At 65.4% G+C, this 24,153-nt stretch carries 24 protein-coding genes; 15 read left to right on the top strand and 9 right to left on the bottom strand.

All coding sequences use genetic code 11. The features are described 5' to 3' along the window. Positions 1–39: 39 nt before the first annotated feature. Positions 40–561: a hypothetical protein gene (locus R2N03_RS07550; protein ID WP_012430536.1), complete on the bottom strand. Its 522-nt coding sequence runs from the start codon at positions 559–561 to the stop codon at positions 40–42. A gap of 76 nt (positions 562–637) precedes the next feature. Next, a complete protein-coding gene (locus tag R2N03_RS07545) occupies positions 638–1,282 on the bottom strand; it encodes a TetR/AcrR family transcriptional regulator (RefSeq protein WP_316656997.1) in 645 nt (214 codons plus the stop codon). A 121-nt stretch (positions 1,283–1,403) separates the two neighbouring features. Here R2N03_RS07545 and R2N03_RS07540 point away from each other — a divergent pair, with 121 nt between their 5' ends. From R2N03_RS07540 to paaE, 8 genes are all read left to right on the top strand, one after another. Next, the gene (locus R2N03_RS07540; RefSeq protein ID WP_012430534.1) at positions 1,404–1,787 is read left to right on the top strand and encodes a YybH family protein; all 384 of its coding nucleotides are present in this window, start codon (positions 1,404–1,406) and stop codon (positions 1,785–1,787) included. A 148-nt stretch (positions 1,788–1,935) separates the two neighbouring features. Beyond that, positions 1,936–2,367: a VOC family protein gene (locus R2N03_RS07535; RefSeq protein WP_012430533.1), complete on the top strand. Its 432-nt coding sequence runs from the start codon at positions 1,936–1,938 to the stop codon at positions 2,365–2,367. 99 nt (positions 2,368–2,466) lie between these two features. Further along, positions 2,467–3,915, top strand: coding sequence for a DHA2 family efflux MFS transporter permease subunit (locus tag R2N03_RS07530; RefSeq protein WP_316656993.1), 1,449 nt, complete (start codon positions 2,467–2,469; stop codon positions 3,913–3,915). Between the two features lie 144 nt (positions 3,916–4,059). Beyond that, positions 4,060–5,079, top strand: coding sequence for a 1,2-phenylacetyl-CoA epoxidase subunit PaaA (gene paaA / locus R2N03_RS07525; RefSeq protein WP_316656991.1), 1,020 nt, complete (start codon positions 4,060–4,062; stop codon positions 5,077–5,079). 16 nt (positions 5,080–5,095) lie between these two features. After that, entirely contained in the window at positions 5,096–5,383 is a 288-nt protein-coding gene (gene paaB / locus R2N03_RS07520) for a 1,2-phenylacetyl-CoA epoxidase subunit PaaB (protein ID WP_012430530.1), read from the top strand. A 9-nt stretch (positions 5,384–5,392) separates the two neighbouring features. Continuing rightward, the gene (gene paaC, locus R2N03_RS07515; protein ID WP_012430529.1) at positions 5,393–6,193 is read left to right on the top strand and encodes a 1,2-phenylacetyl-CoA epoxidase subunit PaaC; all 801 of its coding nucleotides are present in this window, start codon (positions 5,393–5,395) and stop codon (positions 6,191–6,193) included. Beyond that, positions 6,187–6,738, top strand: coding sequence for a 1,2-phenylacetyl-CoA epoxidase subunit PaaD (gene paaD, locus R2N03_RS07510; RefSeq protein WP_316656986.1), 552 nt, complete (start codon positions 6,187–6,189; stop codon positions 6,736–6,738). The genes paaC and paaD overlap by 7 nt, the downstream gene beginning before the upstream one ends. Positions 6,739–6,747: 9 nt before the next feature. Next, on the top strand, positions 6,748–7,842 hold the full coding sequence (paaE, locus tag R2N03_RS07505; protein WP_316656983.1) for a 1,2-phenylacetyl-CoA epoxidase subunit PaaE: 1,095 nt from the start codon (positions 6,748–6,750) through the stop codon (positions 7,840–7,842). Here paaE and R2N03_RS07500 read toward each other — a convergent pair. From R2N03_RS07500 to R2N03_RS07490, 3 genes are all read right to left on the bottom strand, one after another. After that, positions 7,827–8,450 (bottom strand): TetR/AcrR family transcriptional regulator, encoded by a 624-nt coding sequence (locus tag R2N03_RS07500; protein WP_316656981.1) that lies wholly within the window; start codon positions 8,448–8,450, stop codon positions 7,827–7,829. The genes paaE and R2N03_RS07500 overlap by 16 nt on opposite strands. Positions 8,451–8,513: 63 nt before the next feature. Beyond that, on the bottom strand, positions 8,514–8,666 hold the full coding sequence (locus R2N03_RS07495) for an alpha/beta fold hydrolase family protein (protein ID WP_316656978.1): 153 nt from the start codon (positions 8,664–8,666) through the stop codon (positions 8,514–8,516). Beyond that, entirely contained in the window at positions 8,663–9,127 is a 465-nt protein-coding gene (locus tag R2N03_RS07490; RefSeq protein WP_316656976.1) for a hypothetical protein, read from the bottom strand. The genes R2N03_RS07495 and R2N03_RS07490 overlap by 4 nt, the downstream gene beginning before the upstream one ends. A 33-nt stretch (positions 9,128–9,160) precedes the next feature. Between R2N03_RS07490 and R2N03_RS07485 the strand changes: the two genes are divergently transcribed. After that, complete coding sequence (locus tag R2N03_RS07485) at positions 9,161–9,979, top strand: class I SAM-dependent methyltransferase (RefSeq protein WP_012430525.1); 819 nt, start codon at positions 9,161–9,163, stop codon at positions 9,977–9,979. Positions 9,980–10,028: 49 nt separating this feature from the next. Here the strand turns inward: R2N03_RS07485 and R2N03_RS07480 are convergent, their stop codons facing one another. The 3 genes from R2N03_RS07480 to R2N03_RS07470 form a co-directional block, all read right to left on the bottom strand. Beyond that, positions 10,029–11,156: an acyltransferase family protein gene (locus R2N03_RS07480; RefSeq protein ID WP_316656974.1), complete on the bottom strand. Its 1,128-nt coding sequence runs from the start codon at positions 11,154–11,156 to the stop codon at positions 10,029–10,031. A 66-nt stretch (positions 11,157–11,222) separates the two neighbouring features. Beyond that, positions 11,223–13,805 (bottom strand): YbcC family protein, encoded by a 2,583-nt coding sequence (locus R2N03_RS07475; RefSeq protein ID WP_316656972.1) that lies wholly within the window; start codon positions 13,803–13,805, stop codon positions 11,223–11,225. Positions 13,806–13,825: 20 nt separating this feature from the next. Further along, positions 13,826–15,409, bottom strand: a complete 1,584-nt coding sequence (locus R2N03_RS07470; RefSeq protein WP_012430522.1) for an NADH-quinone oxidoreductase subunit L — start codon at positions 15,407–15,409, stop codon at positions 13,826–13,828. 97 nt (positions 15,410–15,506) lie between these two features. On the opposite strand from R2N03_RS07470, the gene R2N03_RS07465 reads away from it, so the two are divergent. Next, a complete protein-coding gene (locus R2N03_RS07465; RefSeq protein WP_012430521.1) occupies positions 15,507–16,385 on the top strand; it encodes a LysR family transcriptional regulator in 879 nt (292 codons plus the stop codon). Between the two features lie 122 nt (positions 16,386–16,507). After that, positions 16,508–17,452: an aromatic amino acid DMT transporter YddG gene (gene yddG, locus R2N03_RS07460; protein ID WP_316656967.1), complete on the top strand. Its 945-nt coding sequence runs from the start codon at positions 16,508–16,510 to the stop codon at positions 17,450–17,452. Positions 17,453–17,565: 113 nt separating this feature from the next. On the opposite strand, the gene R2N03_RS07455 is transcribed toward yddG, so the two are convergent. Then, positions 17,566–17,847, bottom strand: coding sequence for an antibiotic biosynthesis monooxygenase family protein (locus tag R2N03_RS07455; protein ID WP_316657777.1), 282 nt, complete (start codon positions 17,845–17,847; stop codon positions 17,566–17,568). A gap of 384 nt (positions 17,848–18,231) precedes the next feature. Here R2N03_RS07455 and acnB point away from each other — a divergent pair, with 384 nt between their 5' ends. The 4 genes from acnB (at position 18,232) to R2N03_RS07435 (ending at position 24,148) form a co-directional block, all read left to right on the top strand. Further along, positions 18,232–20,817, top strand: a complete 2,586-nt coding sequence (gene acnB / locus R2N03_RS07450) for a bifunctional aconitate hydratase 2/2-methylisocitrate dehydratase (protein ID WP_316656965.1) — start codon at positions 18,232–18,234, stop codon at positions 20,815–20,817. A 188-nt stretch (positions 20,818–21,005) separates the two neighbouring features. Next, positions 21,006–22,598: an MFS transporter gene (locus tag R2N03_RS07445; protein WP_012430517.1), complete on the top strand. Its 1,593-nt coding sequence runs from the start codon at positions 21,006–21,008 to the stop codon at positions 22,596–22,598. A 62-nt stretch (positions 22,599–22,660) separates the two neighbouring features. Continuing rightward, positions 22,661–23,158, top strand: coding sequence for a MarR family winged helix-turn-helix transcriptional regulator (locus tag R2N03_RS07440; RefSeq protein ID WP_012430516.1), 498 nt, complete (start codon positions 22,661–22,663; stop codon positions 23,156–23,158). Positions 23,159–23,176: 18 nt separating this feature from the next. Next, positions 23,177–24,148 carry a magnesium and cobalt transport protein CorA gene (locus tag R2N03_RS07435; protein WP_316656959.1) on the top strand — a complete coding sequence of 324 codons (972 nt, stop codon included), beginning with the start codon at positions 23,177–23,179 and terminating at the stop codon, positions 24,146–24,148. The last annotated feature ends 5 nt before the right edge of the window (positions 24,149–24,153 follow it).

Raw genomic sequence — 24,153 nt, 5'->3', positions numbered from 1 at the left:
GACGGCGAATGGCGGCGGCGCGCAATGCGCCGCCGTGCTTCATTTCGGGCTGTCGTGCTCGTTGCCACCCAATGGATCGACGACGATCATGGTCCGGTCCAGCACGCCGTTGTCGTCGAACAGGGCGTTGAAATGCGCCTGCTGAAAGCCACTGGTGTACATCCGGTATGACCATGCCTCCCGCTTCATGAGCGGGTAGTACTGCGTCGGCTCACGGGGCATGCCGAAGTGCTCGGCGACGTCATGCTTGGTCCAGACGCCAGGGCGTGCCTGATAGATCTCCAGCTCGGTGAGCATTTGCCGAAAGCCGGTGAGCTTGCCACTGGCATCGAAATCCGCCGCGTAGACCTCATGCCCCATCGGCTGCTTGGAATAGATCCAGCGCTGTGTGCCGCCGGCGAGCTGGTAGGTTTCCGTGGGCGCGCCAAAGGTTGCGCGCACGGCGCTTTCCGGCTGGCCGATCATCTTCTGCGCGGTCTGCACGGGAGCCAGCGATGCGCATGCGCCAAGCGCAAATGCGGCTGCCAACGCGCCGAGCCATCCGCTGAATCGGGTCTGCATGGTGTCCTCCAGACAAGGTTACCCAGATAGTAAACGCCTCAGCCGGGCAAGATATTCCAATGCCCGGTTCTGCGCACTACAGGCCCTTTTCGACCATCTCCACCACGCGTAACGCGATGGCGCCGGTCTCTTCAGGTGGGCGGCCGCGCAATGGCCCATCGATGATGAGCAGGGCCAGCCCATGTACCGCAGACCACGCCAGGTACTCGGCGCCGGGCCTGCGTTCGGCGGGCAGCACGCCCGCAGCGGTCATGCGGTCCAGCGCCGCGCCCAGAAGCTGGAACGGGTTCAATCCGCTGTTGCCGGCCTTGTCGGGGTCGACATCGTTTTCCACTTCATCGGGCACGGCAAAGGCAGTGCGGAACAGGCCTGTCTCCATTTGCGCAAAGCGCAGATAACCCACGCCGATGGCCCTTAGCGAGGCGCGCGCCTGAACGTCCTCGGGCAGCGTCGCGTCGATCGCATTCAGCTCCGCTTCCATGGCTCTTGCCAGGGCGGCCAGGGCCGCGGCTCTTACCGCTTGCAGCAGGTCCTGCCGGCCGGCGAAGTGGCGGTATGCGGCATTCGGCACCACGCCGGCGCGCCGCGTGGCTTCGCGCAGCACGATGGCATCGGGGCCACCCGCGCGCGCGAGTTCAATGCCCGCATCCAGCAGGGCGCGCCGCAAGTCGCCGTGGCGATAAGTCGAACGCGCGGGTGGGCGAGGGGGTTCCTGGGTCATGCACGCTCCGGCAACTTGATGTGGACGCCGTCCATTATGTCTGCTATCTTTTGTGGACAGTGTTCACAAAATAACACTAGGTCCTGGCGAACGAGATACCAAGCACGTTCAGGAGACCGACATGGCGCATGCCACGAGAACTCCGGACGATGAGAACCGGTTGCGCGAGTTGACCGAATCATGGGCGTCGGCCGCGCGCAACAAGGCTATCGATGCGGTGATGCGGCATGACGCCTCCGATGTCGTTGTCTTCGATGTGATGCCGCCGCGCTTCGTCAAGGGCGCCGACGCCTACCGCCGCCACTGGCAAGACCGGTGCGATGCACTGGAGGGGTCTGCTGATTCCCGGTTCGTTGAATTGCACCTTGAGGTCGGCAGCGACGTCGCCTATTGCTTCAGCGTAAACCGACTGCGCGCGTTACCGCGATGGCGCCCGCCAAGATGCGCAAACGCGCGTCACGGTGTGCATTTGCAAGCGCGACGGACGCTGGCCGGTTGTGCATGAACAGGCCTCCGTGCCGATGCCCGTGCCCGAGCCAGCAAGCCATGGCTCGCGCTTGCTGGGTTTCGACCGCGAGATGCATTCCCCCGACCGCGTGGCGTGACGCGCGGCCTGATCGTCCCACCCCGGGACCGAACCCGAAGGAGTCGTGATGCTAGTTCAACCGTATCTGTTCTTTGAAGGCCGTTGTGAAGAAGCGCTGGAGTTCTACAAGAAAACGCTCGGCGCCAAGGTCGACGCGATGATGCGCTACAAGGAGGCGCCCGCAGGGGCCGAACCCAAGGCTGAGCAATGCGGCGGCATGGTGCCGCCGGCCGACAAGGTGATGCACGCGGCCTTTCACGTGGGTGACACCGTAGTCATGGCGTCCGACGGCATGTGTGCCGGCAAGCCCGATTTCAAGGGTTTCGGGCTCTCGGTGACGGTGCCCGGCACCGCCGATGCCGAACGCACGTTCAAGGCGCTGGGCGATGGTGGACAGGTGACGATGCCGATGACCGAGACGTTCTTCGCCAACGCCTTCGGCATGGTGGTCGATCGATTCGGCGTGATGTGGATGGTGATTGCGCCCAAACCGATGTAAGCCCGGCCCGGTTGCAACGAATGGCCGCCGCGAGGTGGCCGCTTTCGTTTCATCTGACGCCGTCCAGTCTCGTCCATCTCGCCAACGAGGGGTGTTTTCATGATGCACGGCATCGACGAACGCAGGCGCTGGCTTGCCCTCATCGTGCTCTGTCTGGGCGTCCTGATGATCGTGTTGGATACGACCATCGTGAACGTCGCGCTGCCGTCCATCCGCGCGGATCTGGGCTTTACCGAAACGTCGCTGGTGTGGGTGGTCAACGCCTACATGCTCACATTCGGCGGCTTCCTGCTGCTGGGTGGCCGCCTTGGTGACCTGTTCGGGCACCGCAGGCTGTTCCTGGCGGGCATCACGTTGTTCACGTTGGCGTCTGCGGCATGCGGGCTGGCCAATGCGCAGGGGCTGCTGATCACGGCGCGTGCCGTGCAGGGTCTGGGTGGTGCGGTGGTATCGGCGGTGTCGCTGTCGCTCATCATGAATCTGTTTACCTCACCGTCAGATCGCGCCAAGGCGATGGGCATCTACGGATTCGTATGCGCAGGTGGCGGCAGCATCGGCGTGCTGCTGGGTGGGTTGCTGACCAGCGCATTGAGCTGGCACTGGATCTTCCTGGTCAACCTGCCGATCGGCGTCGCGGTCTATGCCGCCTGCGTGGCGCTGCTGCCGGCGGGGCAACCGCAGGCCACTCGCGCCAGGCTCGATGTGGCGGGTGCCATTACCGTCACGGCCTCGCTGATGCTGGCGGTCTACGCCATCGTGCATGGCAACGAAGCGGGCTGGACGTCCACGCCAACCCTTGGCCAACTGGCGATGGCCGTCGCGCTGATGATGGCGTTCCTCATCATCGAATCGCGTGTCCCGCATCCGCTGATGCCGCTGCGCATGTTCGCGCTGCGCAATGTGGCGACGGCAAATGTGGTCGGCATGCTGTGGGCCGCGGCGATGTTTGCGTGGTTCTTCATCTCGGCCCTCTACATGCAGCGTGTGCTGCACTACAGCGCCATGCAGGTGGGGCTGGCGTTCCTGCCGGCCAACATCATCATGGCAGTGTTCTCGCTGGGGCTGTCGGCCAAGCTTGTGATGCGCTTCGGGATTCGCGCGCCCCTGTCGATCGGGTTGCTGATGGCGGCGCTCGGGCTCGCGCTGTTCGCGCGTGCGCCCGCCGGCGGCGGCTTCCTGTTGGACGTGCTGCCGGGCATGGTGCTGCTGGGCCTGGGCGCGGGCGTAGCGTTCAATCCGGTGCTGCTGGCTGCCATGAGCGATGTGGCGCCGGATGAGTCGGGCCTCGCTTCAGGCGTGGTCAACACGTCGTTCATGATGGGCGGTGCGCTGGGCCTGGCCATTCTGGCGAGCCTGGCTGCGGCACGCACCGAAAGTCTGGCGGGCGCAAATGCCGATGCCGTCACGGCGCTCAATGGCGGTTATCACCTGGCGTTCATGCTGGGTGCGGGGGCCGCGGTGCTTGCGTCGGTGCTGGCGGCCGTGTTCGTGCGCACCCGGGCCCACGGACCGGCACAGGGCGACGCGCCGTCCCCGGCTTCAATCTGACACCGTCCGCTCCGCATGCCCGCCCCTGGGCATGCGGTGAAACCCGTTATTGACCGACCGGTCGGACGGTTTATAATCGATCCAGCCCCCGCATGGCCCGAATGGCGCGCCGTGCACATGCCGCGCAAGCGGCCGGAGGATCGTATGTACACCCAAAGCCTGGACCAGCCCGGCGGTTTGCCCACCGAACAGGAGCTGGCGAACGTGCCGCTCGGCGAAGCCGAATGGCAGGCGCGCTTCGATGCCCGCATCGGTGCCGATCAGAAGATCGAGCCGCAAGACTGGATGCCCGCACCGTACCGCAAGACGTTGTTGCGGCAGATCTCGCAGCACGCCCATTCGGAGGTAGTCGGCATGCTGCCCGAGGGCAATTGGATCAGCCGCGCGCCGTCGCTCAAGCGCAAGGCCATCCTCCTGGCCAAGGTGCAGGACGAGGCGGGCCACGGGCTGTATCTGTATTCCGCCGCCGAGACCCTCGGCAGTTCGCGCGACGAGATGATCGACGCCTTGCACGAAGGGCGAGCCAAATATTCGTCGATCTTCAATTACCCGACGCTGTCGTGGGCAGACGTGGGCGTGATCGGCTGGCTGGTCGATGGCGCGGCCATCATGAACCAGGTGCCCCTGTGCCGCTGTTCATACGGGCCTTATGCGCGGGCCATGATCCGCATCTGCAAAGAGGAGTCGTTCCACCAGCGTCAGGGCTTTGAATCGCTGCTGACCATGATGGGCGGCACGCAGGCGCAGCGCGACATGGTGCAGGACGCCGTCAATCGCTGGTGGTTTCCGGTGCTGATGATGTTTGGCCCTCCCGATACTGCGTCGCCCAACAGCGCGCAGACCATGGCCTGGGGCATCAAGCGGATTTCCAACGACGATCTGCGTCAGCGGTTTGTCGATGCCATCGTCGAACAGGCGCGCGTGCTCGGCGTCTCGTTGCCGGACCCTGGCCTGGTGTGGAATGAGCAGCGCGGTCACTACGATTTTTCGCCGCTCGACTGGTCGGAATTCAAGCGGGTGCTCGATGGCCATGGCCCATGCAATCGCGAGCGCCTGGCCACCCGCAAGCGCGCACACGAAGAAGGCGAGTGGGTCCGTGAAGCCGCGCTCGCCTATGCCCGCAAGCAGGCAGAACGGGCCGCTGCACTCGAACAAGCCGCCTGAGCGGAAGGAGCTGAGCATGCAACAACACGAGTGGCCGCTGTGGGAAGTATTTATCCGCAGCAAGCAGGGCCTTGAGCACAAACATTGCGGCAGCCTGCATGCAGCAGACGCCAGACAGGCGCTGCAAATGGCGCGCGACGTTTATACGCGCCGTCAGGAGGGCGTCTCGATCTGGGTCGTGCCCTCGGCCGCCATCACCGCCAGCGAGCCCGACGACAAGGCCATGCTCTTCGACCCGATGGCCGACAAGATCTACCGGCATCCGACGTTCTATCGGCTGCCGGATGAAGTCAACCACATGTGAGCCGCTGTGATGACCGCTGACGCGCATCTGCAATACGTTCTGCGCCTGGCCGACAACGCGCTCATCCTCGGACAGCGCAATGCGGAATGGACTGGCCACGGCCCCGTGCTGGAAGAAGACATTGCGCTGTCCAATCTGAGCCTGGATCTGATCGGGCAGGCAAGACTGCTTTACACGCATGCGGGGCAGCTTGAAGGCGCGCTCACCGGCACGCCGCGCTCCGAAGACGACTATGCGTACTGGCGCGCCGAGCAGGCCTTCCGAAACTACACGCTGCTCGAACTGCCGCATGCGGGGCCGATGGTGGCCACGTCCGCGGCCGCGCGCGACTACGCCGTGACCATCGTCCGCCACTTCCTCTATGCCGCGTTGATGGTGCCGATGTGGGAGGCGTTGACTCGCTCGGCGGATGCGGAACTGGCTGCCATTGCGGCCAAGTCGCTCAAGGAGATGCGTTACCACCTGGCGCACACGCGTGACTGGCTCGTCCGCTTTGGCGATGGCACGGAGGTGTCTCACGCACGCGCACAAGCGGCGCTGGATTGGCTGATGCCGTACACCAATGAGTTCTTCGCCACGGATACGGTGGAGGATGCCGTGGTCGAGGCGGGCATCGGCGTGCGCCCGGCCGACGTGCGTCATGGATGGGACGCCACGGTACGCAGTGCATTGGATGAGGCCACGCTCGCCTGGCCGGAACCGGGGTCGTACGTCAGCACCGGAAAGCACGGCGTGCATTCCGAGCATATGGGTTTCCTGCTGGCCGAGATGCAGGGGCTGGCTCGTCAGTTCCCGGGGGCATCGTGGTAGCGGCAACCGCCACCGCGGCCGATGCGCAGGTGCGCCTTGCCCGCGCCCGCGCCGCGTTGGATGCGGTGACCGACCCGGAGATCCCCGTGGTGACGATCGCCGAGCTGGGTATCCTGCGCGGCGTGCAGATCGACGATGCCGGCACGCTCGTGATCACCATCACGCCGACGTATTCCGGCTGCCCCGCGATGGACCAGATCGCCGACGATGTACGTCGCACGCTGCAAGCCGCTGACGTGGGAACGTATCGCGTGTGCTCCGTGCTTTCGCCGGCGTGGACGACCGATTGGATCACCGCTGAAGGCCACCGCAAACTGCGGGAGTTCGGCATCGCGCCACCCTCGCATGCGGCGGTGGCTGGCGAGACGGCCCAGGCCGGGCGCCCGGTCCAGCTGATGCGCCCCGCGCGGGCCGAGCTGGTCGCCTGCCCGCAGTGCGGGTCGCACGATACGGTACTGATCTCCGCCTTCGGTTCGACCGCATGCAAGGCGCTGTACCGCTGCCGCGCGTGCCGCGAACCATTCGACTACTTCAAGCCTTACTGAGCGAGCGCCATGACCCCGCAATTTCACCCGCTGCGTGTTGCCGAAGTGCGCGGCGAGACGGCCGATACGATCTCCGTGCGCTTTGATGTGCCCGACGATCTGCGCAACACGTATCGCTTCACCCAGGGCCAGTTCCTGACCTTGCGCGTGCCACCCGGCCAACTGGCGGGCCACGATGAACTGCGGCGCTCGTATTCCATCTGCTGTGCGGTGCAGGACTACGACCGGCACGGCGAGCTGCGCGTGGCGGTCAAGCGGGTCGACGCGGGCGTGTTTTCCAACCACTTGCACGATCGCATCCGCGTGGGGCAGACGCTCGATGTGCTGCCGCCCGACGGGCGCTTCTTTGTGCCGCTGGCGGCGGAAAGCGCGCGGCACTACGTAGCCTTTGCCGCCGGCAGCGGCATCACACCGATCCTGTCGCTCATCAAGACGACGCTGGCGGCCGAGCCGGGCAGCCGCTTCACGCTCGTCTATGGCAACCGCAGTGTCGACAGCATCATCTTTGCCGAGGCGCTGGAAGACCTCAAGGACCGTTATCTCGATCGCTTCGCGCTGTATCACGTGCTGTCGCGCCAGCCGCAGGAAGTGACGCTGTTCAACGGCAGGCTGGACGCCGATAAGGTGCACGCATTCCTCGCCACATTGATCCCGCCCGCGGACATTGACGCCGCTTTCATTTGCGGACCCTCATCGATGATCGATGCCGTGGAACGGGCGCTCGTTGAAGCTGGCGTGCCGCGTGCGCGCGTGCACGCGGAGCGCTTCGGCGTGCCGGTGGGCGATGGTCCGGTCAAGCCACGCCAGCGCGCGGCGGTGGCGGGCGAGGTCGCCCTGACCGTTGTGCTCGACGGCAAATCGCACGAGGTGCCGATGTCGGGTGACGCCAAGGTGCTCGACAGCGCGCTGGGCGCCGGCCTTGATTTGCCTTATGCATGCAAGGGCGGCGTGTGTTGCACGTGCCGTGCCAAGGTGCTGGAAGGCCGCGTCGAGATGGAAAAGAACTTCACGCTCGAAGACTGGGAAATCGAGCAGGGCTTTGTGCTGACTTGTCAGGCGAGGCCGCTGACGCAGCGCGTCGTCGTCAGCTATGACGATCGCTGAGCGGCTCCCCGGCCAAGGCCGTTCTCCAGCATGTCGATCACCATCTCGGCATAACCCTCATAGGAGAGCGGTCCGTCGGGTTTGAGCCAGGTGAACGTCCAGTTCATCATGCCGAACAGCATCATCGTGACGGGCGTGCGGTTGGCCTCGTCCACCTTGTCAGGGTAAGCCGCACCGAGCTGCCGTCCCACGGCCGCCACCACATCGCGCTCGCGCGCAAGCACGATGTCGCGCTGATCCGGCGACAGGTACTTCACATCATTGAGCAGGGCCACGTGTCGCGTGCGCGAGGTCGCGTATTCCGCAAGAAACGTGCGGATCAACAGGTGCAGCGTAGCCCGGGCCGAGAGCCTGGCGTGGCGCGCGTCGCGCTCCGCGCGCTCGACGAGATCGGCCAGCCGCTTGGTGTAGCGGTCGAGCAGATCGAACAGGATGGCCTCCTTGCCCTCGTAGTAGTGATACAGGCGCGACTTCGAGCCGCCACAGGCGGCAGCAAGCTGGTTCATCGACACGCTCGGGTAGCTGTCGGCCGCAAAGGCCTCGGCAGCGGTGTCGAGCACGCTTTCGCGGCGCAGCTCGAATTCGTCTTCATTCTTGACGCGGGACATGGCAGCGGCACATCGGTGGGATGGCCGCTATGGTAGCCGGGCTGGTTGCAGCGTGTCGATGCGTCAGGCCGCTACATGCACGGCCAGGACATCCAGTACGCGTTCGACAAATGCTTTCGGCTGCTCCACGTTGGCCGGATGCACCGTGTCCAGGATGTGAAGCTGTGCGCCCGGAATGGCCGCAGCGAGTGCCTCGCCGTGGCGCGCCGACGTCACGGTGTCGTGTCGGCCCGCAATGACAAGCGTGGGGTGGGGAATGAGCGTGATCGTGCGGCGCAGGTCGGCATCGCCGCTGCCCAGCTGCCAATGATGCATTCGCGCGGGGTCGTCTCCAGTGGGCGGCGGAACGGTTCCACGGCGGGATCGTCGAGCTCCAGCATCGAGGCGGGGAACCAGTTGCGCAGGAAGGTCTCGGCCGTTGCCTGCATGTCGGGCGCCTTGCGCAGCCCGGCGATGGCGCTGTCGAAATACTGCGTCGGCCCGAGGTGCGCGGCGGTGTTGGACGGCACCAGCCGGTCGATACGCTCCGGCACGTGGATGCCGAGCCATTGCGCGACGATGCCGCCCGCGCGATGTTGCCTGGGCAGGTGAAGCCGTCTTGCAAGCGCCGGTCTTGCGTTGCATGTCGTCGGCTTGGCTGCGTGCGGGGCGCGCCGATCTGGACTATAACCACTCATGCCCGGCCGTCACTCGGGAAAAGGTGGTGGATGATGCAAGCACATGGCACCGACAAGGTCTTCAGCGGGTCGATACCGGCGCTGTACGACACGTTGATGGTTCCGCTGATCTTCGAGCCATACGCTGCCGATCTCGCGGCGCGCTCGGCCGCATTGGCGCCCACGCGCGTGCTGGAGGTTGCTGCGGGAACGGGCGTCGTGACGCGGGCACTGTCGCGTGCCCTGCCCGAGGCGAGCACCCTTGTCGCGACCGACCTCAATCCAGCGATGCTCGAACGGGCTGCCGCCGTCGGTGCAGACCGGCCAGTGACGTGGCAGCAGGCCGACGCACAGCAACTGCCCGTCGACGATGCCAGCGTCGACATGGTGATCTGCCAGTTCGGCGCGATGTTCTTTCCGGACCGGGCGAAGGCGTTTGCAGAAGCCCGTCGCGTGTTGAAGCCGGGTGGAACGCTGCTCTTCAACGTGTGGGACCGCATCGAGGAAAACGCGTTCGCGCACGTGGTGACGCTTGCGCTGGCGGCGCACTTTCCCAATCACCCTCCGGCGTTTCTCGCGCGCACGCCGCATGGCTATCACGATCCGTCGCGCGTTGAAGCCGATCTGCGCCTTGACGGTTTCGCAAGCCCGGTCACGTGCGACATCGTGACCGCGCGCAGCCGCGCGGATACGGCGCGCACGCCGGCGTTTGCCTACTGTCATGGCACGCCGCTGCGCAACGAGCTGGAAGCGTTCGGCCCCGATGCGCTGTCCGAAGCCACCGACCTCTGCACGCAAGCACTCGCCGCGCAATTCGGTGCTGGGCCCGTGGACGGCAAGATCCAGGCGCTCGTCTTCAGTGTCACGGCCTGACACGGCCTGAGGCGTCGCGCGGGAAGGGGCCGGATCGCGCAGTCTCTCTTCAGGGCTTCTGGAAGCCGGGCCTTGCGCGCCAGGCGTGCTGACGCATGCGCGTCCACTCGACGAGACGGCGACCCAGCGCAATGGAGGGCCGTTCGACGTAGCGATGCAGCATCATCGCGATGGCCAGGGTGAGTGCAAGGTTGACGGCAAACAGCATCAACTGCGCACCGATCCACTCGGGCGGCAGCACGCCCGCCAGCCGATGCGTGGCTTCGATGACGCTCGGATGCGCGAGATAGAGTGCGAACGACAGCTCGCCCAGCCAGACGGCCGTACGCGGCACGCGCAGTTTGCCGCAGTGCTCCATGGCGACGAGGCCCGCCAGTAACGCCCCTGCGGGCAGGCCGCGCCCCAACGCATCAAACTTGGGTATCGGCGCGAGCACCGAGATGATGAATGCCGCCACGCCGATTGCCGCCAGCCCGCGCGCGATGGTCGGGGTCAGCCGTTGCCGATGCGCTGCATACAACCAGGCCAGTCCCGCACCCAGCAGGAACTCGAGCACCAGCGGGTTGGCCGCCATGGCCTGTACGGGGCTTGCCCACGTGTAGAGGGCCGCGGGATCGCGGAGCACGACCCCGCTGTGCCAGAACGGCACGATGATCGTCGTGGTGAAGAGCGCAAGCGCTACCAGCCACAGCGCGCGCCGGCCGAACAGCAACAGACCCAGCGCGCACAGCGCATAGAAGAAGGCTTCGTAGTTGAGCGACCAGCCGACATAGAGCGCGGGGTAGCCCAAGTACGGCGCATCGGCATTGGCCAGCGGCATGAAGGCCAGCGAGGTCAGCAGCGCACTTGTCGATACCGGATTGAGCCACGCTGAATGCAGCACCGACATTAACCAGTACGGCGGGCCCATCCGGAAGACGCGCTTGATGAGAAATTCGCCGGGCGGCTCGGGCCCCTTTGGCCCCAGGATCGCAACCCAGGCGATGATGAATCCGCTGATGACAAAGAACATGTCCACGCCGACATATCCACGCTTGATCACATGCGTGGTCAGCCACGCCAGCGCGGGGATGCCGGGATGGCTGAGTGCCAGGCCGGAATGGAACACGACGACACAGAGTGCGGCAAAGGCGCGCAGCGCCTGGATGCTCTGGAGAGACGCAGAAGAACGGTTCACGCAGGGTGGACGGCGACGGCGCCACGGAGGTTCCGCCGCTGTCGTGCGATGGGCAACCCAATGCGTCTAGCAAGTCGCGTGCCGCGATGTCAGCGGGCGCCATTGACCAGCCGCGTAGCGCTGCAGATCCTGCGGGCCGAAGCGCCAGAGATGCAGCCAACCGTTGTCGACCAGTTGCCGGGCAATGGGGTGCTTGTCGACAACGCGCTCGATTGCTGTCTCAGGGGCGTCGATCAGGACAGTCAGCCTCAGCGGCTCGTGAATCCAACGCTGCCCATCGTGCAGGGACTGCCGCGACAGGCCGATACGCAGATCGCCCCCATTGCCCTCGAACACGCCGATGGAGCCGCCCACCACGTTGTGCAGCAGCTTGTTGCCGCTGCCCAGATGCACCGGGTCACACATCGACGCGTGATACTGCCAGTTGATCCAGTGGGTCACGAGCATCGGCGCCGTCATCAGCAACTCCAGCACGCTGCCGTCGTGGTCGCGGCTGGCATCGTAATCGTGCAGGAAGCTGCGCCCGTCCAGAACCACGCCTTGTGTGCGATGGCGCGGCGCGATGACGAACGCGGCGTTACCTGCCAGCCCCCACTCTGGCCGCGTCTGTGCACCATCATTGGCGCGCCGCCGCAGTTGGGTCAGCAGATCATCATGAGGGGCACGCGGGTCCAGGCCCAACGACGGTGCCCGTTCGCGCCGTACCTGGTCGGAAGCATGCTTCAGGACCGATTGCAGGTGGTCCCAACGCGCGCGCGCGGCAGGGGGCAGCCGGTCGAGATCGAAGCCTTCGATCTCGTCGGTGGTGGTGTTGTGCAGGGCAGCCGCGAACACGGTGTCCTCAGGAACCGTGATGCCGTGCGCCTGCAACGCGGCGCGCACCGGCGGCTCATTCAGCAGCAGCGCCAGGCTGCGGGCATTCACCTCACCGGTTTGGCCGCAGCATGCCCCACAGTCCAGTGCCGCTGCATGCGCGTTGTTGCTCGTTTGACTGCCGTGTCCCACGAAGAGCACCAGCGGTGCCAGGTGTTCTGCCAGCCCCATGGCGCGGAGCACGCGGGCGGCAAGGGCCGCTTTGGTCTCTACGCTCTCCGCATGCAGGTGGGGCCGGCAGACGGCCCGATATCGCGAGGGCAGGCCGGTGAGGTCTGCGCGCGACCGCGCTTCGGTGGAGGGGCGCAACCAGCGCCAGAGCTTGCCGAGATAGCCGACCCCCGCCACTTCGACATAAGAGAATGCCGCGCTTGGCCAGCGGCTGGCCCCGTCCACCTGAGCCGATGCGCCCAGGCGGTGACGCCTTGCCCGTTCTGCGGCGCGCTCGGCGGCGGGATCCGGCATGCCGTCCGGCCCCTGGGCAGCGTCGATACGATCAGAGACTTCCATGGTTGGCGCCAGAAGGCCCGGAAGCTGTGGCCGCCGCGCAGCCGTCCCGAGCGGTGTGTACGCAACGGGCAGGCCAAAAAAGCCCGCGAAGCCGATGGTCTGCACGGCGGGCCAGACGCATTCCAGCGCACGCCGCAGGGGTTCGCTGCGTACGTCGATGCAGAACGCGGCCTGCACCTCGATGTCTTGCGGTACCGGTGGCAGCGCACCCGCCCCCGCTAGCCGGTGCGCCAGTTGGCGCTGGTAGCCGGCTTCGAGGGCCAACTGCCAGACTTCATCGACCAGCAGTGCCGCTTCGGCCTCGGCCAATGCCGAGGGTGCCTGCTGCCACTCCGCTTGCAGCGCGGCGAACGCCATGCGCGTGCTTGCATCGTCCCGGCACTCCTGCACGATGGCGCCCCACGCAAGGCGAATCGCGAGCAGATCGCGCAGATGCGGATCTTCCCGTCCTTCCTGGGCAGCCTGCCAGCCGAGATAGGCGCACCACGAGGCCCATCCGTTCACCGTCAGCAGCACCGCCTCCAGATAATCGGCCCACACAGGTTGCGGCAAGCCCAATTGATTGAGCGCCCAGTGCTCGGCATCGAGGGGCGTTGCCGGCAGCGCATCCAGCCGACGACCCAGGTCGGGAAGGCCCATCAGCAGGCCAATGCCATGGTCGTGCTGCAAGGTGTCGCGCCAGAAGCCGTACAGGCCGTCTGCGCGCTCAGGCTGCCAGTCGGCCTGGTGCACATCGAAATAGGCGGCACAGGTCTGGCTGACCTGGTGCGTGATTGCCTGGCGCCACGAGAGGCGGGTGTGACGTTGTGGATCGTTGTCCAGCACGTCGATCAACAATGGCAGGCGCGGTGGCAGCTCGTGGCGGCGCAGCGCTTCCACGCACTTGGCCTCCGTGAGCCCGGCTGCCCTCGCGGCCGGCAATTGCGCGAGCGCATCGGCAAGGTCTGCCGGTGTGATCCGGCCCGCAACCCATGCCTGCTGCTGGCTGCGGCGCGTCGGAAAGACCTGGATGCCTCCCAGCACGGCCATCCGCGCGGCCACCCGTCGAACCGGCATGTCCACGCGGCCCCAATGCGGGTTGACGGCGATGGCGCGGTCCAGCGGCCAGGCCGGAGCGATCGCGCGGCAGGCTTGTGCGCACGCGGCTTGCATCTGCTGCATCAACGTGTCATCCGGGCCTGCGGCATCGGAACCCTCAGGCGGGATCGCTGACGGAACCATCGCGTGCGTGTGTGCGGCGTCTGCGCCAAGGCTTGTCGTCGTCATGTCGTTTTCCTGTGCAGGGGTCAGGGCTGGGCATCCATGGCAACCGTCCGTGCGGCGGTGCGATGGGCGCCGTTGCGTGCGGCGGGTGTCCAGTGCGTCGGCCACAGCCGCAACGCCAGGCGTGTATAGAACTCGTCGATGTACAGACCCGCGTAGCATGCGCGCCGCCAGGCGGCGAGCGCCCGCGGGCGCATCTGTACCGCCACCAGCAAACCGTGCAGACACGCCATTCCGAGCAAGGCGACGATGCCGCTGCGCGTGTCCGGCCGATCCTGCGTGCCCAGGGGCAAGAGGTGAGCGCCCATGGCCAATGCGGTCAGTCCGGCAACCATCAGCAGACCTACCGCCGCGCGTGAGAACACCATCGGCGCTGAATGGCGGCCTGCCCCGGGAAGCCAAAGCAGCGGCGCCCAGGCCAGCGCCAGGATGACGCTCCACCACCACGGCCAAGCCGCGCCGCCGAGTCCTGCCTGGACAAGCAGGACCATTGCCACGGATAGCAGCGGAGCCGCCAGCAGGCTGCTTTTCGCAGGTGGTTGCTCGCCCTGCAGTTCCCGCAGCCGCGTGTCCTGCACCACCGACGATGCCGACAGGAACGCGTGCGCCTTGTACAGCGAATGGCCGACCAGATGCAGCGCGGCGAGCGAGTACAGGCCGAGCCCGCACTCGAGCACCATGAAGCCCATCTGTGCGACCGTCGACCACGCAAGCCGGACCTTGATGCTGATGCGCGTGAGCATGACCAGCCCGGCCACCACCGCCGTCGCCAGCCCGAACGCGACCAGCAGCCAGCGGGCGGGAGCGGCCGATTCAAGCAGCGGGGCAAACCGGATCAGCACGTAGCCGCCCAGGTTCACAACACCCGCATGGAGCATTGCCGACACCGGCGTGGGAGCCTCCATGACCTGGATCAGCCAGCCGTGTGCAGGCAGCAGCGCGGTTCTCAGCACCACCGCCAGGACCACGCACACCGCGCTGACTTGCAGCGCCGGAGACGCTCCGACCTGTCCCACGTGCGCCCACAAGTCCGCGAGCGAGCCGCTGCCGACCTCGCGCCATGCCAGTACGGCCGCGGCAATCAGCAATGCGTCGGCCAGCCGGTCTGCGAGGCGCTTCTTGAACGCGGCCAGCAAGGCGAAGGGGCGGTCGGGGTAGAAGCACAGCAGGTGTTGCAGGGCGATGCCGATGGCGGCCCAGGCCGCGAGCAGCACGGTCCAGTGGTCCGCCAGCAGGAGCACGTGCACCGCGGCCAGCACCCCGGCAAGCGCGCTGAGGTAGCGCCTTTGGCCCGATTCCCCTTGCAGATACCGGGCGGAAAACGCACCGATGCAGGTGCCGAGCAATTGCACCAGTGTGGCCAGCAGCCCACCCAGCACCGAGGCGCCCAGCCATGGCGAGAATGGCGTAGACGAGGCAGCGTCCGGCAAGCCTCGCAACGCCACGCCGACCGCCGCCACGCAGGCCCCAGCGATCGATAGCCCGATGAAGCCCTGCCAGAGGCGCGCCATGCCGAGTCGAGCAACATGAGGCAGAAGTGCCGCAAGGAGCATCAGGCCGGGCGGCAGGACAAGGCAAATCGCAAGGGCGGAGTGAAGCAGATTCATGGCAGGCGCACTCGAACAAATGTGTGCGTATCTTGCGTGCCTTCCTTTGTTCTGTAAATTACAATGATTCGAACGATTTGATCTGTAAAAAAGAACGATGAGACTCGAGCAACTCAACTTCCATCACTTGTTCTACTTCTGGCGCGTTGCCAAGGCAGGCCACCTGACCCGCGTGGCGACCGAACTGCATACCTCGCAGTCCGCGCTCTCTGCGCAAATCCGTCAGCTGGAGGATCGGCTTGGCGAGCCGTTGTTCGCGAGGGAAGGGCGTCGCCTGGTGCTGACGGACACCGGACAGCTCGTGCTCTCGTATGCCGAGGACATCTTCGGGCTCGGGCAGGAAATGCTCGGCCGCCTCGTCGGCCGCAGCGAAGGCATGACGCGGCTTCGGGTCGGCAGTGTCGCGACGTTGTCGCGGAACTACCAGGAAAACTGGATCCGTCCTGCGTTGGCCGACCCGTCCGTTGTGCTCACGCTGGAGTCGGGCGTGCTCGAAGGTCTGCTGGCCAGGCTGCTGCAGCATCAGCTGGACGTCGTGCTTGCCAACGAGACGGTGCCATCGAATGCAGACCGCCCCTTGCACTGCCGTTTTCTCGGCAGCCAGTCCATCTCGCTCGTGGGCCCCGCCGGCGTCTGGAAGAACCGCAGCCTGCGCATCCCCGACGATCTGCAAGGACTTGACATCGCCCTGCCGGGGCCACGGCATGCGCTGCGCAGTCAGTTCGATGCACTGTGCGCGTCGGCTGGCGTCACCCCACACCTGCGCGCCGAGGTGGACGACATGGCCATGCTGCGTCTGATTGCCCGCGACAGCGGCTGGCTGACCGTCCTGCCCGAGGTGGTGGTGCAGGACGAACTGCGTGCGGGCGTATTGGTGACGGTGGGCCAGTCAACACAGCTGCAGGAGCGCTTCTACGCCATCACGACCACGCGGCGGCACCGCATCGAGGCCCTGGAGCGCTTGCTATCCGATTAGCGGCTTCTCCGCACTTTTTGGTGGTGGATGGCGAGAACGCCTGTGCCCGGGATGCGGCTGCGCGGGGCGTTGCGGGTAAGATCGGCGCCTCTCAGATCGACGCGCCAGTGCGCGCAGGCATCATGCAAAGCAAAAACAAGGCAACCCTCATCGGGCTCACCGCTGTTCTGTTGTGGGCTTCGATCGTGGGCTTGATCCGTGGCGTCAGCCAGAACCTTGGGGCCGTCGGCGGCGCCGCCATGATGTACAGCGCGGCCTCGGTGTTGCTGCTGTTTTCGGTGGGGTTCATCCGCTTGAAGGCGTTTCCCCGGCGCTATCTCGTCTGGGGGAGCCTCCTGTTCGTGTCGTATGAGCTGTGCCTGTCGCTGTCCATCGGTTTTGCCCACACCAGCCGGCAGGCCATCGAAGTCGGCATGGTCAACTACCTGTGGCCGGCCTTCACGATGCTCTCGGCCATTGCGTTCAACCGGCAGCGGGCGAACTTTCTGATCGTCCCGGGCTTTCTAATGGCCATTCTCGGGATCTGCCTGGTGCTTGGCGGAGACCAGGGTCTGGATTTCGCCGGCATGGTCTCGAACGTCAAGGACAACCCGTTGAGCTACGGACTGGCGTTCTCCGGTGCGGTGATCTGGGCAGCCTATTGCACGGTCACCGCGCGGATTGCGCAGGGCAAGAACGGTGTCACGCTGTTCTTCATGCTGACGGCGCTGGCGCTGTGGATCAAGTTCTTCGCCACCGGGGGCGGCACGATGCACTTCAGCTACGAGGCGATCGTCTATCTCGCGCTTGCCGCGTCTGCCATGGGCTTTGGCTATGCGGCGTGGAATGTCGGCATCCTGCATGGCAACGTGACAGTGCTGGCAGGGGCGTCGTATTTCATCCCGGTGTTTTCTGCGGCCTTGGCGGCCGCGCTGTTGCGCACGCCGCTTTCCTTCGCCTTCTGGAAAGGCGCGTCCATGGTCTGTGCGGGGTCGGTCCTGTGCTGGCTCGCGACACGCGGGAAGGGCGTGCGGATGCCTTCCGCATCGCAGCCGCCGCAACCGTCGCAGGGAGCCCAGGGGCAGTAGGTTCCGAACCGCGCCGCCGCCGCCAGGCGCCACCGCGCATTGATCCAGCCATGCCGGGCAAGCGGTCCCGGTATGCCGGCAGCCCGCTCACCATACCCGGGAGGGCTTCGGCCTTACTTCACAACTACCTGCGAGTGGACGACCTCGGGCGCCTTGGCGAAGAACGGTCCCACCAGCTTGCGCCATTCCTGGAAATCCTCGGATTGCCGGAAGTCGACCATATGGTCTTCCACGGTCTCCCAGCGCACGAGCAGCACGTAGCTGGTGTCGCGTTCAACGATGTGATGCAGCTCAGCCCCGTGGCAGCCTTTTGCACGGGCAAACAGCGGCAGGGCTTGCTGGACGGCGGCTTCAAACTCGCGCTGCTTGCCGACGAGAATGTCGATGTGGGCCATTTCGAATACCACGTTGTACTCCTTCGATGTGGAAAGGGGGAAAGCGATACCGGCGCCTGACGCCGCAGCCGATGCGATTGAAGCCGGCTTCGGCATCGAGGTTGGATTGCCTGGCGAGACTATACCCGGCGGTGCCCGTTAGCGATGCTGCCGTCTCATCCGTCTATCAGACCGGTTCGTCCAGCGGCTTGCAGGTCCGATCGGGACGCCACGCCGCGGGGCTCGGACGATAGGACGAGCCGATGGATCGCTTGACTCTTATATAAGATATAAGACATTTGACCGTGTGGGGTATTGCGATTAGAATCGCGCCCAAGCGGCGCTCCGGACAGCCCCGGGATGCCGGAAAAGATTCCCCTGTAACGTCATCTCAGCAGGTCTCCCATGCTTGAAAACTTTCGTGCTCACGTGGCCGCTCGCGCCGCGCTCGGTATTCCTCCCCTGCCGCTGACGGCCCAGCAGACTGCCGAACTGGTGGAGCTGCTCGTGAATCCGCCCGCGGGCGAAGAGCAGACGCTGCTCGACCTGATCACCCATCGCGTGCCGGCCGGCGTGGACGAAGCCGCGCGCGTGAAGGCAGGCTTCCTGGCTGCCGTGGCCAAGGGCGAGACGGCCTGCGCCCTGATCTCGCGTCAGCGCGCCACCGAACTGCTCGGCACGATGCTGGGCGGCTACAACATCCAGCCGCTGATCGAGCTGCTGTCCGATGCAGCCGTCGGCGCCGTGGCGGCCGATGCTCTGAAGAAAACCCTGCTGATGTTCGACCAGTTCCACGACGTGAAGGAACTGGCCGAGAAAGGCAACGCCAACGCCAAGGCCGTGCTGCAGAGCTGGGCTGACGCCGAATGGTTCACGAGCCGCCCGGAAGTGCCGGAAAGCCTGACCATCACCGTGTTCAAGGTCACGGGCGAAACCAACACCGACGACCTGTCGCCGGCACCGGACGCCACCACCCGCCCGGACATCCCGATGCACGCGCTGGCGATGCTGAAGAACGCACGCCCCGGCATCACGCCGGAAGAAGACGGCAAGCGCGGCCCGGTCAAGTTCATTGAATCGCTGAAGGAAAAGGGTCACCTAGTCGCCTACGTGGGCGACGTGGTCGGCACCGGTTCCTCGCGCAAGTCGGCCACCAATTCGGTGCTGTGGTTCACGGGCGAAGACATCCCGTTCGTCCCGAACAAGCGTTTCGGCGGCGTGTGCCTCGGCGGCAAGATCGCCCCGATCTTCTACAACACGATGGAAGATGCCGGCGCGCTGCCGATCGAACTCGACGTGTCGCAAATGAATATGGGCGACGTGGTCGAACTGCGCCCGTACGAAGGCAAGGCGCTGAAGGACGGCAAGGTCATCGCCGAATTCCAGGTCAAGTCGGACGTGCTGTTCGACGAAGTGCGTGCCGGCGGCCGCATTCCGCTGATCATCGGCCGCGGCCTGACCGCCAAGGCGCGTGAAGCGCTGGGCCTCGCACCGTCGACGCTGTTCCGCCTGCCGCATCAGCCGGCCGACAGCGGCAAGGGCTTCTCGCTCGCGCAGAAGATGGTCGGTCGCGCGTGCGGCCTGCCGGAAGGCCAGGGCATCCGTCCGGGCACGTATTGCGAACCGAAGATGACCTCGGTCGGCTCGCAAGACACCACCGGTCCGATGACCCGCGACGAACTGAAGGACCTGGCGTGCCTGGGCTTCTCGGCCGACCTCGTGATGCAGTCGTTCTGCCACACCGCTGCGTATCCGAAGCCGGTGGACGTGAAGACGCACCAGACGCTGCCCAACTTCATCAGCACGCGTGGCGGTATCGCGCTGCGCCCGGGCGATGGCGTGATCCACTCGTGGCTGAACCGCATGCTGCTGCCCGACACCGTCGGCACCGGCGGCGACTCGCACACGCGCTTCCCGATCGGCATCAGCTTCCCGGCAGGCTCGGGCCTGGTCGCCTTCGCGGCTGCCACCGGCACGATGCCGCTGGACATGCCGGAATCGGTGCTGGTCCGCTTCAAGGGCAAGATGCAGCCGGGCGTCACGCTGCGTGACCTCGTCAACGCGATTCCGCTGTACGCGATCAAGCAAGGCATGCTGACGGTCGCCAAGCAAGGCAAGAAGAACATCTTCTCGGGCCGCATCCTCGAAATCGAAGGCCTGCCCGACCTGAAGGTCGAGCAAGCGTTCGAGCTGTCGGACGCCTCTGCCGAGCGTTCGGCCGCCGGTTGTACGGTGCACCTGAACAAGGAACCGATCATCGAATACCTGAACAGCAACATCACGCTGCTCAAGTGGATGATCGCGCAGGGCTACCAGGACGCGCGCAGCCTTCAGCGCCGCATCAAGGCGATGGAGCAGTGGCTGGCCGACCCGCAACTGCTGTCGCCGGATGCTGACGCCGAGTACGCCGCCGTCATCGAGATCGACCTGGCTGACATCCACGAGCCGATCGTGGCCTGCCCGAACGATCCGGACGACGTGAAGACGCTGTCCGACGTGGCCGGCGCGACCATCGACGAAGTGTTCATTGGTTCGTGCATGACCAACATCGGCCACTTCCGTGCGGCGTCGAAGCTGCTGGAAGGCAAGCGCGACATCCCGGTGAAGCTGTGGGTTGCGCCGCCGACCAAGATGGACCAGAAGCAACTGACCGAAGAAGGCCACTACGGCGTGTTCGGCACGGCCGGCGCCCGCACCGAAATGCCGGGCTGCTCGCTGTGCATGGGCAACCAGGCACAGGTGCGCGAAGGTGCGACGGTTATGTCGACGTCGACCCGCAACTTCCCGAACCGTCTGGGCAAGAACACGAATGTGTATCTGGGTTCGGCGGAACTGGCGGCAATCTGCTCGCGTCTGGGCAAGATTCCGACCAAGGAAGAGTACATGGCCGACATGGGTGTGCTTAACGCGAACGGCGACAAGATCTACCAGTACATGAACTTCGACCAGATCCAGGATTTCAAGGAAGTGGCCGACACTGTTCAGATGTGATGGGACGGGGAGCATGGCGGGCCGCGCCCGCCATGGCGACACCCGGAGCGCCGGAGGCCACACGCCTGCGGCGCTTTTTTTTTGCGCCTCGAGGCGCTGTGCCGCCAAGCAAGGCTCCACGAATTCCATTACACTAATCATTGACGAATCAATCGTTGATGTATCATTTGTCTCGTTGCGCCCCCGCCATGGCCGTCCACACTGCGCTACCGCACTCCCATACCCAGGTCTTGCCGTTCAAGGAATCGCTGCTTGCGATGATCGGCATCTGTTTTGTCGTGGTGCTGGTGGCATTCGACCAGACCGTGGTCGGCACCGCGTTGCCGACGGTCGTGGCCGAACTCAAGGGTTTTGAGTTGTATGCCTGGGTGGCGACGTCGTACCTGCTGACCTCGGTGGTCACGGTGCCGATCTTCGGCCGGCTGGGAGACTTCTACGGCCGCAAGCCGTTCGTGATCGCATCCATCGTGGTGTTCACGCTGGCGTCTGTCATGTGCGGCATGGCCGGCAGCATGAACTTTCTGGTGTGGTCGCGCGCGCTGCAGGGCATCGGCGGCGGCATGCTTGTCGGCACGGCGTATGCCTGCATTCCCGATCTGTTTCCCGATGCGCGCGTACGTTTGCGCTGGCAGGTCATGCTGAGCGCGTCGTTCGGTATCGCCAATGCCATCGGGCCCACGCTGGGCGGATGGATGACGCAGGCGTTCGGTTGGCGCTCCGTGTTTTATGTGAACGTGCCGTTCGGCGCGTTGGGGCTATGGTTTGCCTGGCGGTTTCTACCGCATTTGCGCCAGAACGCGCATGTCGGCCGCATCCGGCTGGATTGGCAGGGCGCGGTGCTGATCACCGTGGCACTCGGTGCGTTGCAGCTCTTTGTGGAATGGCTGCCGCGCCATGGCGTGTCGGGGCCACTGTTCGGGTGGCTGGCCTTGTCGGCCGCGGCATTCTTTGGCTTGTGGTGGTGGGAGCAGCGCGCCGAGCAGCCGCTGTTGCCGTTCGACATGCTGCGTAACCCTTCGCTGGCGGCGCTGTTCGTGCTGGCGACGCTCTCGGGCTTTTCGATGTTTGCGGTGCTGTTCTACGCGCCGCTGCTGTTCCAGGGCGGGTTTGGCATGTCGCCGCAGGAGGCAGGGCTGGTCATCACACCGCTGGTGGTCTGCATTACCCTCGGCAGCATCATCAATGGGCGCATCGTCACGCGCATTCCCAAGCCGAACGCCATGCTATATGCCGGGTTTGCGCTGCTGACGTTGGCGCTGGCCGGCATGGCGGTGTCGTCCAAGGCAATGCCGCATGCCGTGTTGACGGGGCTGATGCTGCTGGCGGGCCTCGGGCTGGGTTTTGTGTTGCCCAACCTGACCGTGTTTGCACAGCAGACGGCGGGGCGTGCGCACCTGGGGATCGCCACGGCGCTGCTGCAATCGCTGCGCATGGTGGGCGGCATGGTGGGCACCGCGCTGGTCGGCACGCTGGTGAGCGAGCGCTATGCCGCAGGGGTGGGCGAGGCGCTGCGCGCTGACGGTGCGACGCAATGGCTGCGCCAGCTTGCCGATCCCGAGATTCTCATTGATCATGACGCGCAAGCTGCCTTGCTCACACAGATGCACGCAGCGGGCCACGATGGCGCCGCTCTTGTCGAGGCGGCCCGTCACGTGCTGGTCAGCGCCATCCACATCGGCCTGGTCGCCGCAACCGTGGTCGCCCTCGTGGCTCTCTGGCGCGTGTGCCGTGTGCCGCCGGTGGTGTTGCATCATGTCGAGCCCGTGCAACACACCGAATAGGCGGGAGCCAGCGGTAGCGGTTAGGATGCGCGGTTTCCTGCCAACTCAAGCTAGCCTGATCGATGACCTCTGAACGCGAACGCTTCGCCGTGATGCACCAGTTCGGGCGCACCTATCGTGCGTTCATGGCCGCCTTCGAGGCACATGTCGGCCAGCCCATGCCGCGCTGGCGTATCCTGCTCGCTCTGCACGACCACGCAGGCGGCGGCATGGCGCAGAAACAGCTGGCCGAGCGCCTGCAGATGGACCCCGGCGCGCTCACCCGCCAGCTCAAGGTACTCGATCAGCTTGGCTGGATCGAACGCACCACCGACGCACGCGACAATCGCCTGACCAACGTATCGTTGTCCGATGCCGGCCTTGCCGTGGTGCTCGACTGCATGCCCCGCCGCATCGCGTTCATCAATGCCACGCTCGATGGCTTGCCGGATGATCTCGTGCGCGCACTGTCCGAGGCACTGGCGCAAATCGAAACACGCATCGCGGAGGTTCCGAGCCTTGCCTCGGCCGATGCCAAGTCTTCCCAAACCAAGGCCCCCCGCCAGCCAGAAGCGCGCTGAGGCGCCGGGAGATACGCCATGCCCATGGTGATCAACAGCGCGCTGTACCGCAGCGGCAAGCGCGAGCGTGACCTGTCCGTCGATGCCATCAGCGATGTGCTGCATTCGCCGGGCTCGTTTGTCTGGCTGGGCCTGCACGAGCCAGACAACGCGATGCTTGCGCGGGTACAGGAAGAATTCGGCCTGCACGACCTCGCGATTGAAGACGCACGCAACGCCCATCAGCGACCCAAGCTGGAGGTCTACGGCGATTCGCTCTTCATCGTGCTGAACACCGCGCAACTCGAGCGCGGCAACGTGATCTTCGGCGAGACCCACCTGTTCGTCGGCAAGGATTTCCTTGTCTCGGTGCGACATGGACCGTCGGCCTCGTACGCACCCGTGCGCGAGCGTTGCGAACGGACGCCGCAACTGCTGGCCAAGGGTGCGCCCTTCGCGCTGTATGCAGTGCTGGATTTCGTGGTCGACAACTACCAGCCCGTGCTGGAAAGCCTGCAGGAAGAATTCGAGGCGATCGAGAGCCGGATCTTTGGCGACTCGTTTGACCGCGCGTCGATCGAGCGGCTCTACACGCTCAAGCGCCAACTGCTGCGCCTGCGCAATGCCGCATTGCCCGTGGAGGACATCGCCGGGCAGCTCGTGCGCCTGCACGAAGACTTCGTACCGAAGGAGTTGCGTGCGTATTTCCGCGACATTGCGGACCACGCGCACCGCGTGGTGGGTGCGCTCGACGTGATTCGCGAGATGCTGACCACGGCCATCTCCGTGAATGTGGCGTTGGTGTCCGTCACGCAGAACGATATCGTCAAGCGACTGGCGGGCTGGGGCGCCATCCTGGCCATCCCGACCGTGGTCTTCAGCAACTACGGCATGAACTTCAAGGACATGCCGGAGCTGGAGCATCTGGCGGGCTATCCGATCGTGCTGACGTGCACCGTGCTGGCCTGCGTAGCGCTGTACCGCAAGCTGCGCAAGTCGGGGTGGATCTAGGAGAC

This window comes from Ralstonia condita, assembly GCF_958405655.1.
GTDB classification, from domain to species: Bacteria; Pseudomonadota; Gammaproteobacteria; order Burkholderiales; family Burkholderiaceae; genus Ralstonia; species Ralstonia condita.
This window is presented reverse-complemented; position numbering and strand designations above follow the sequence as displayed.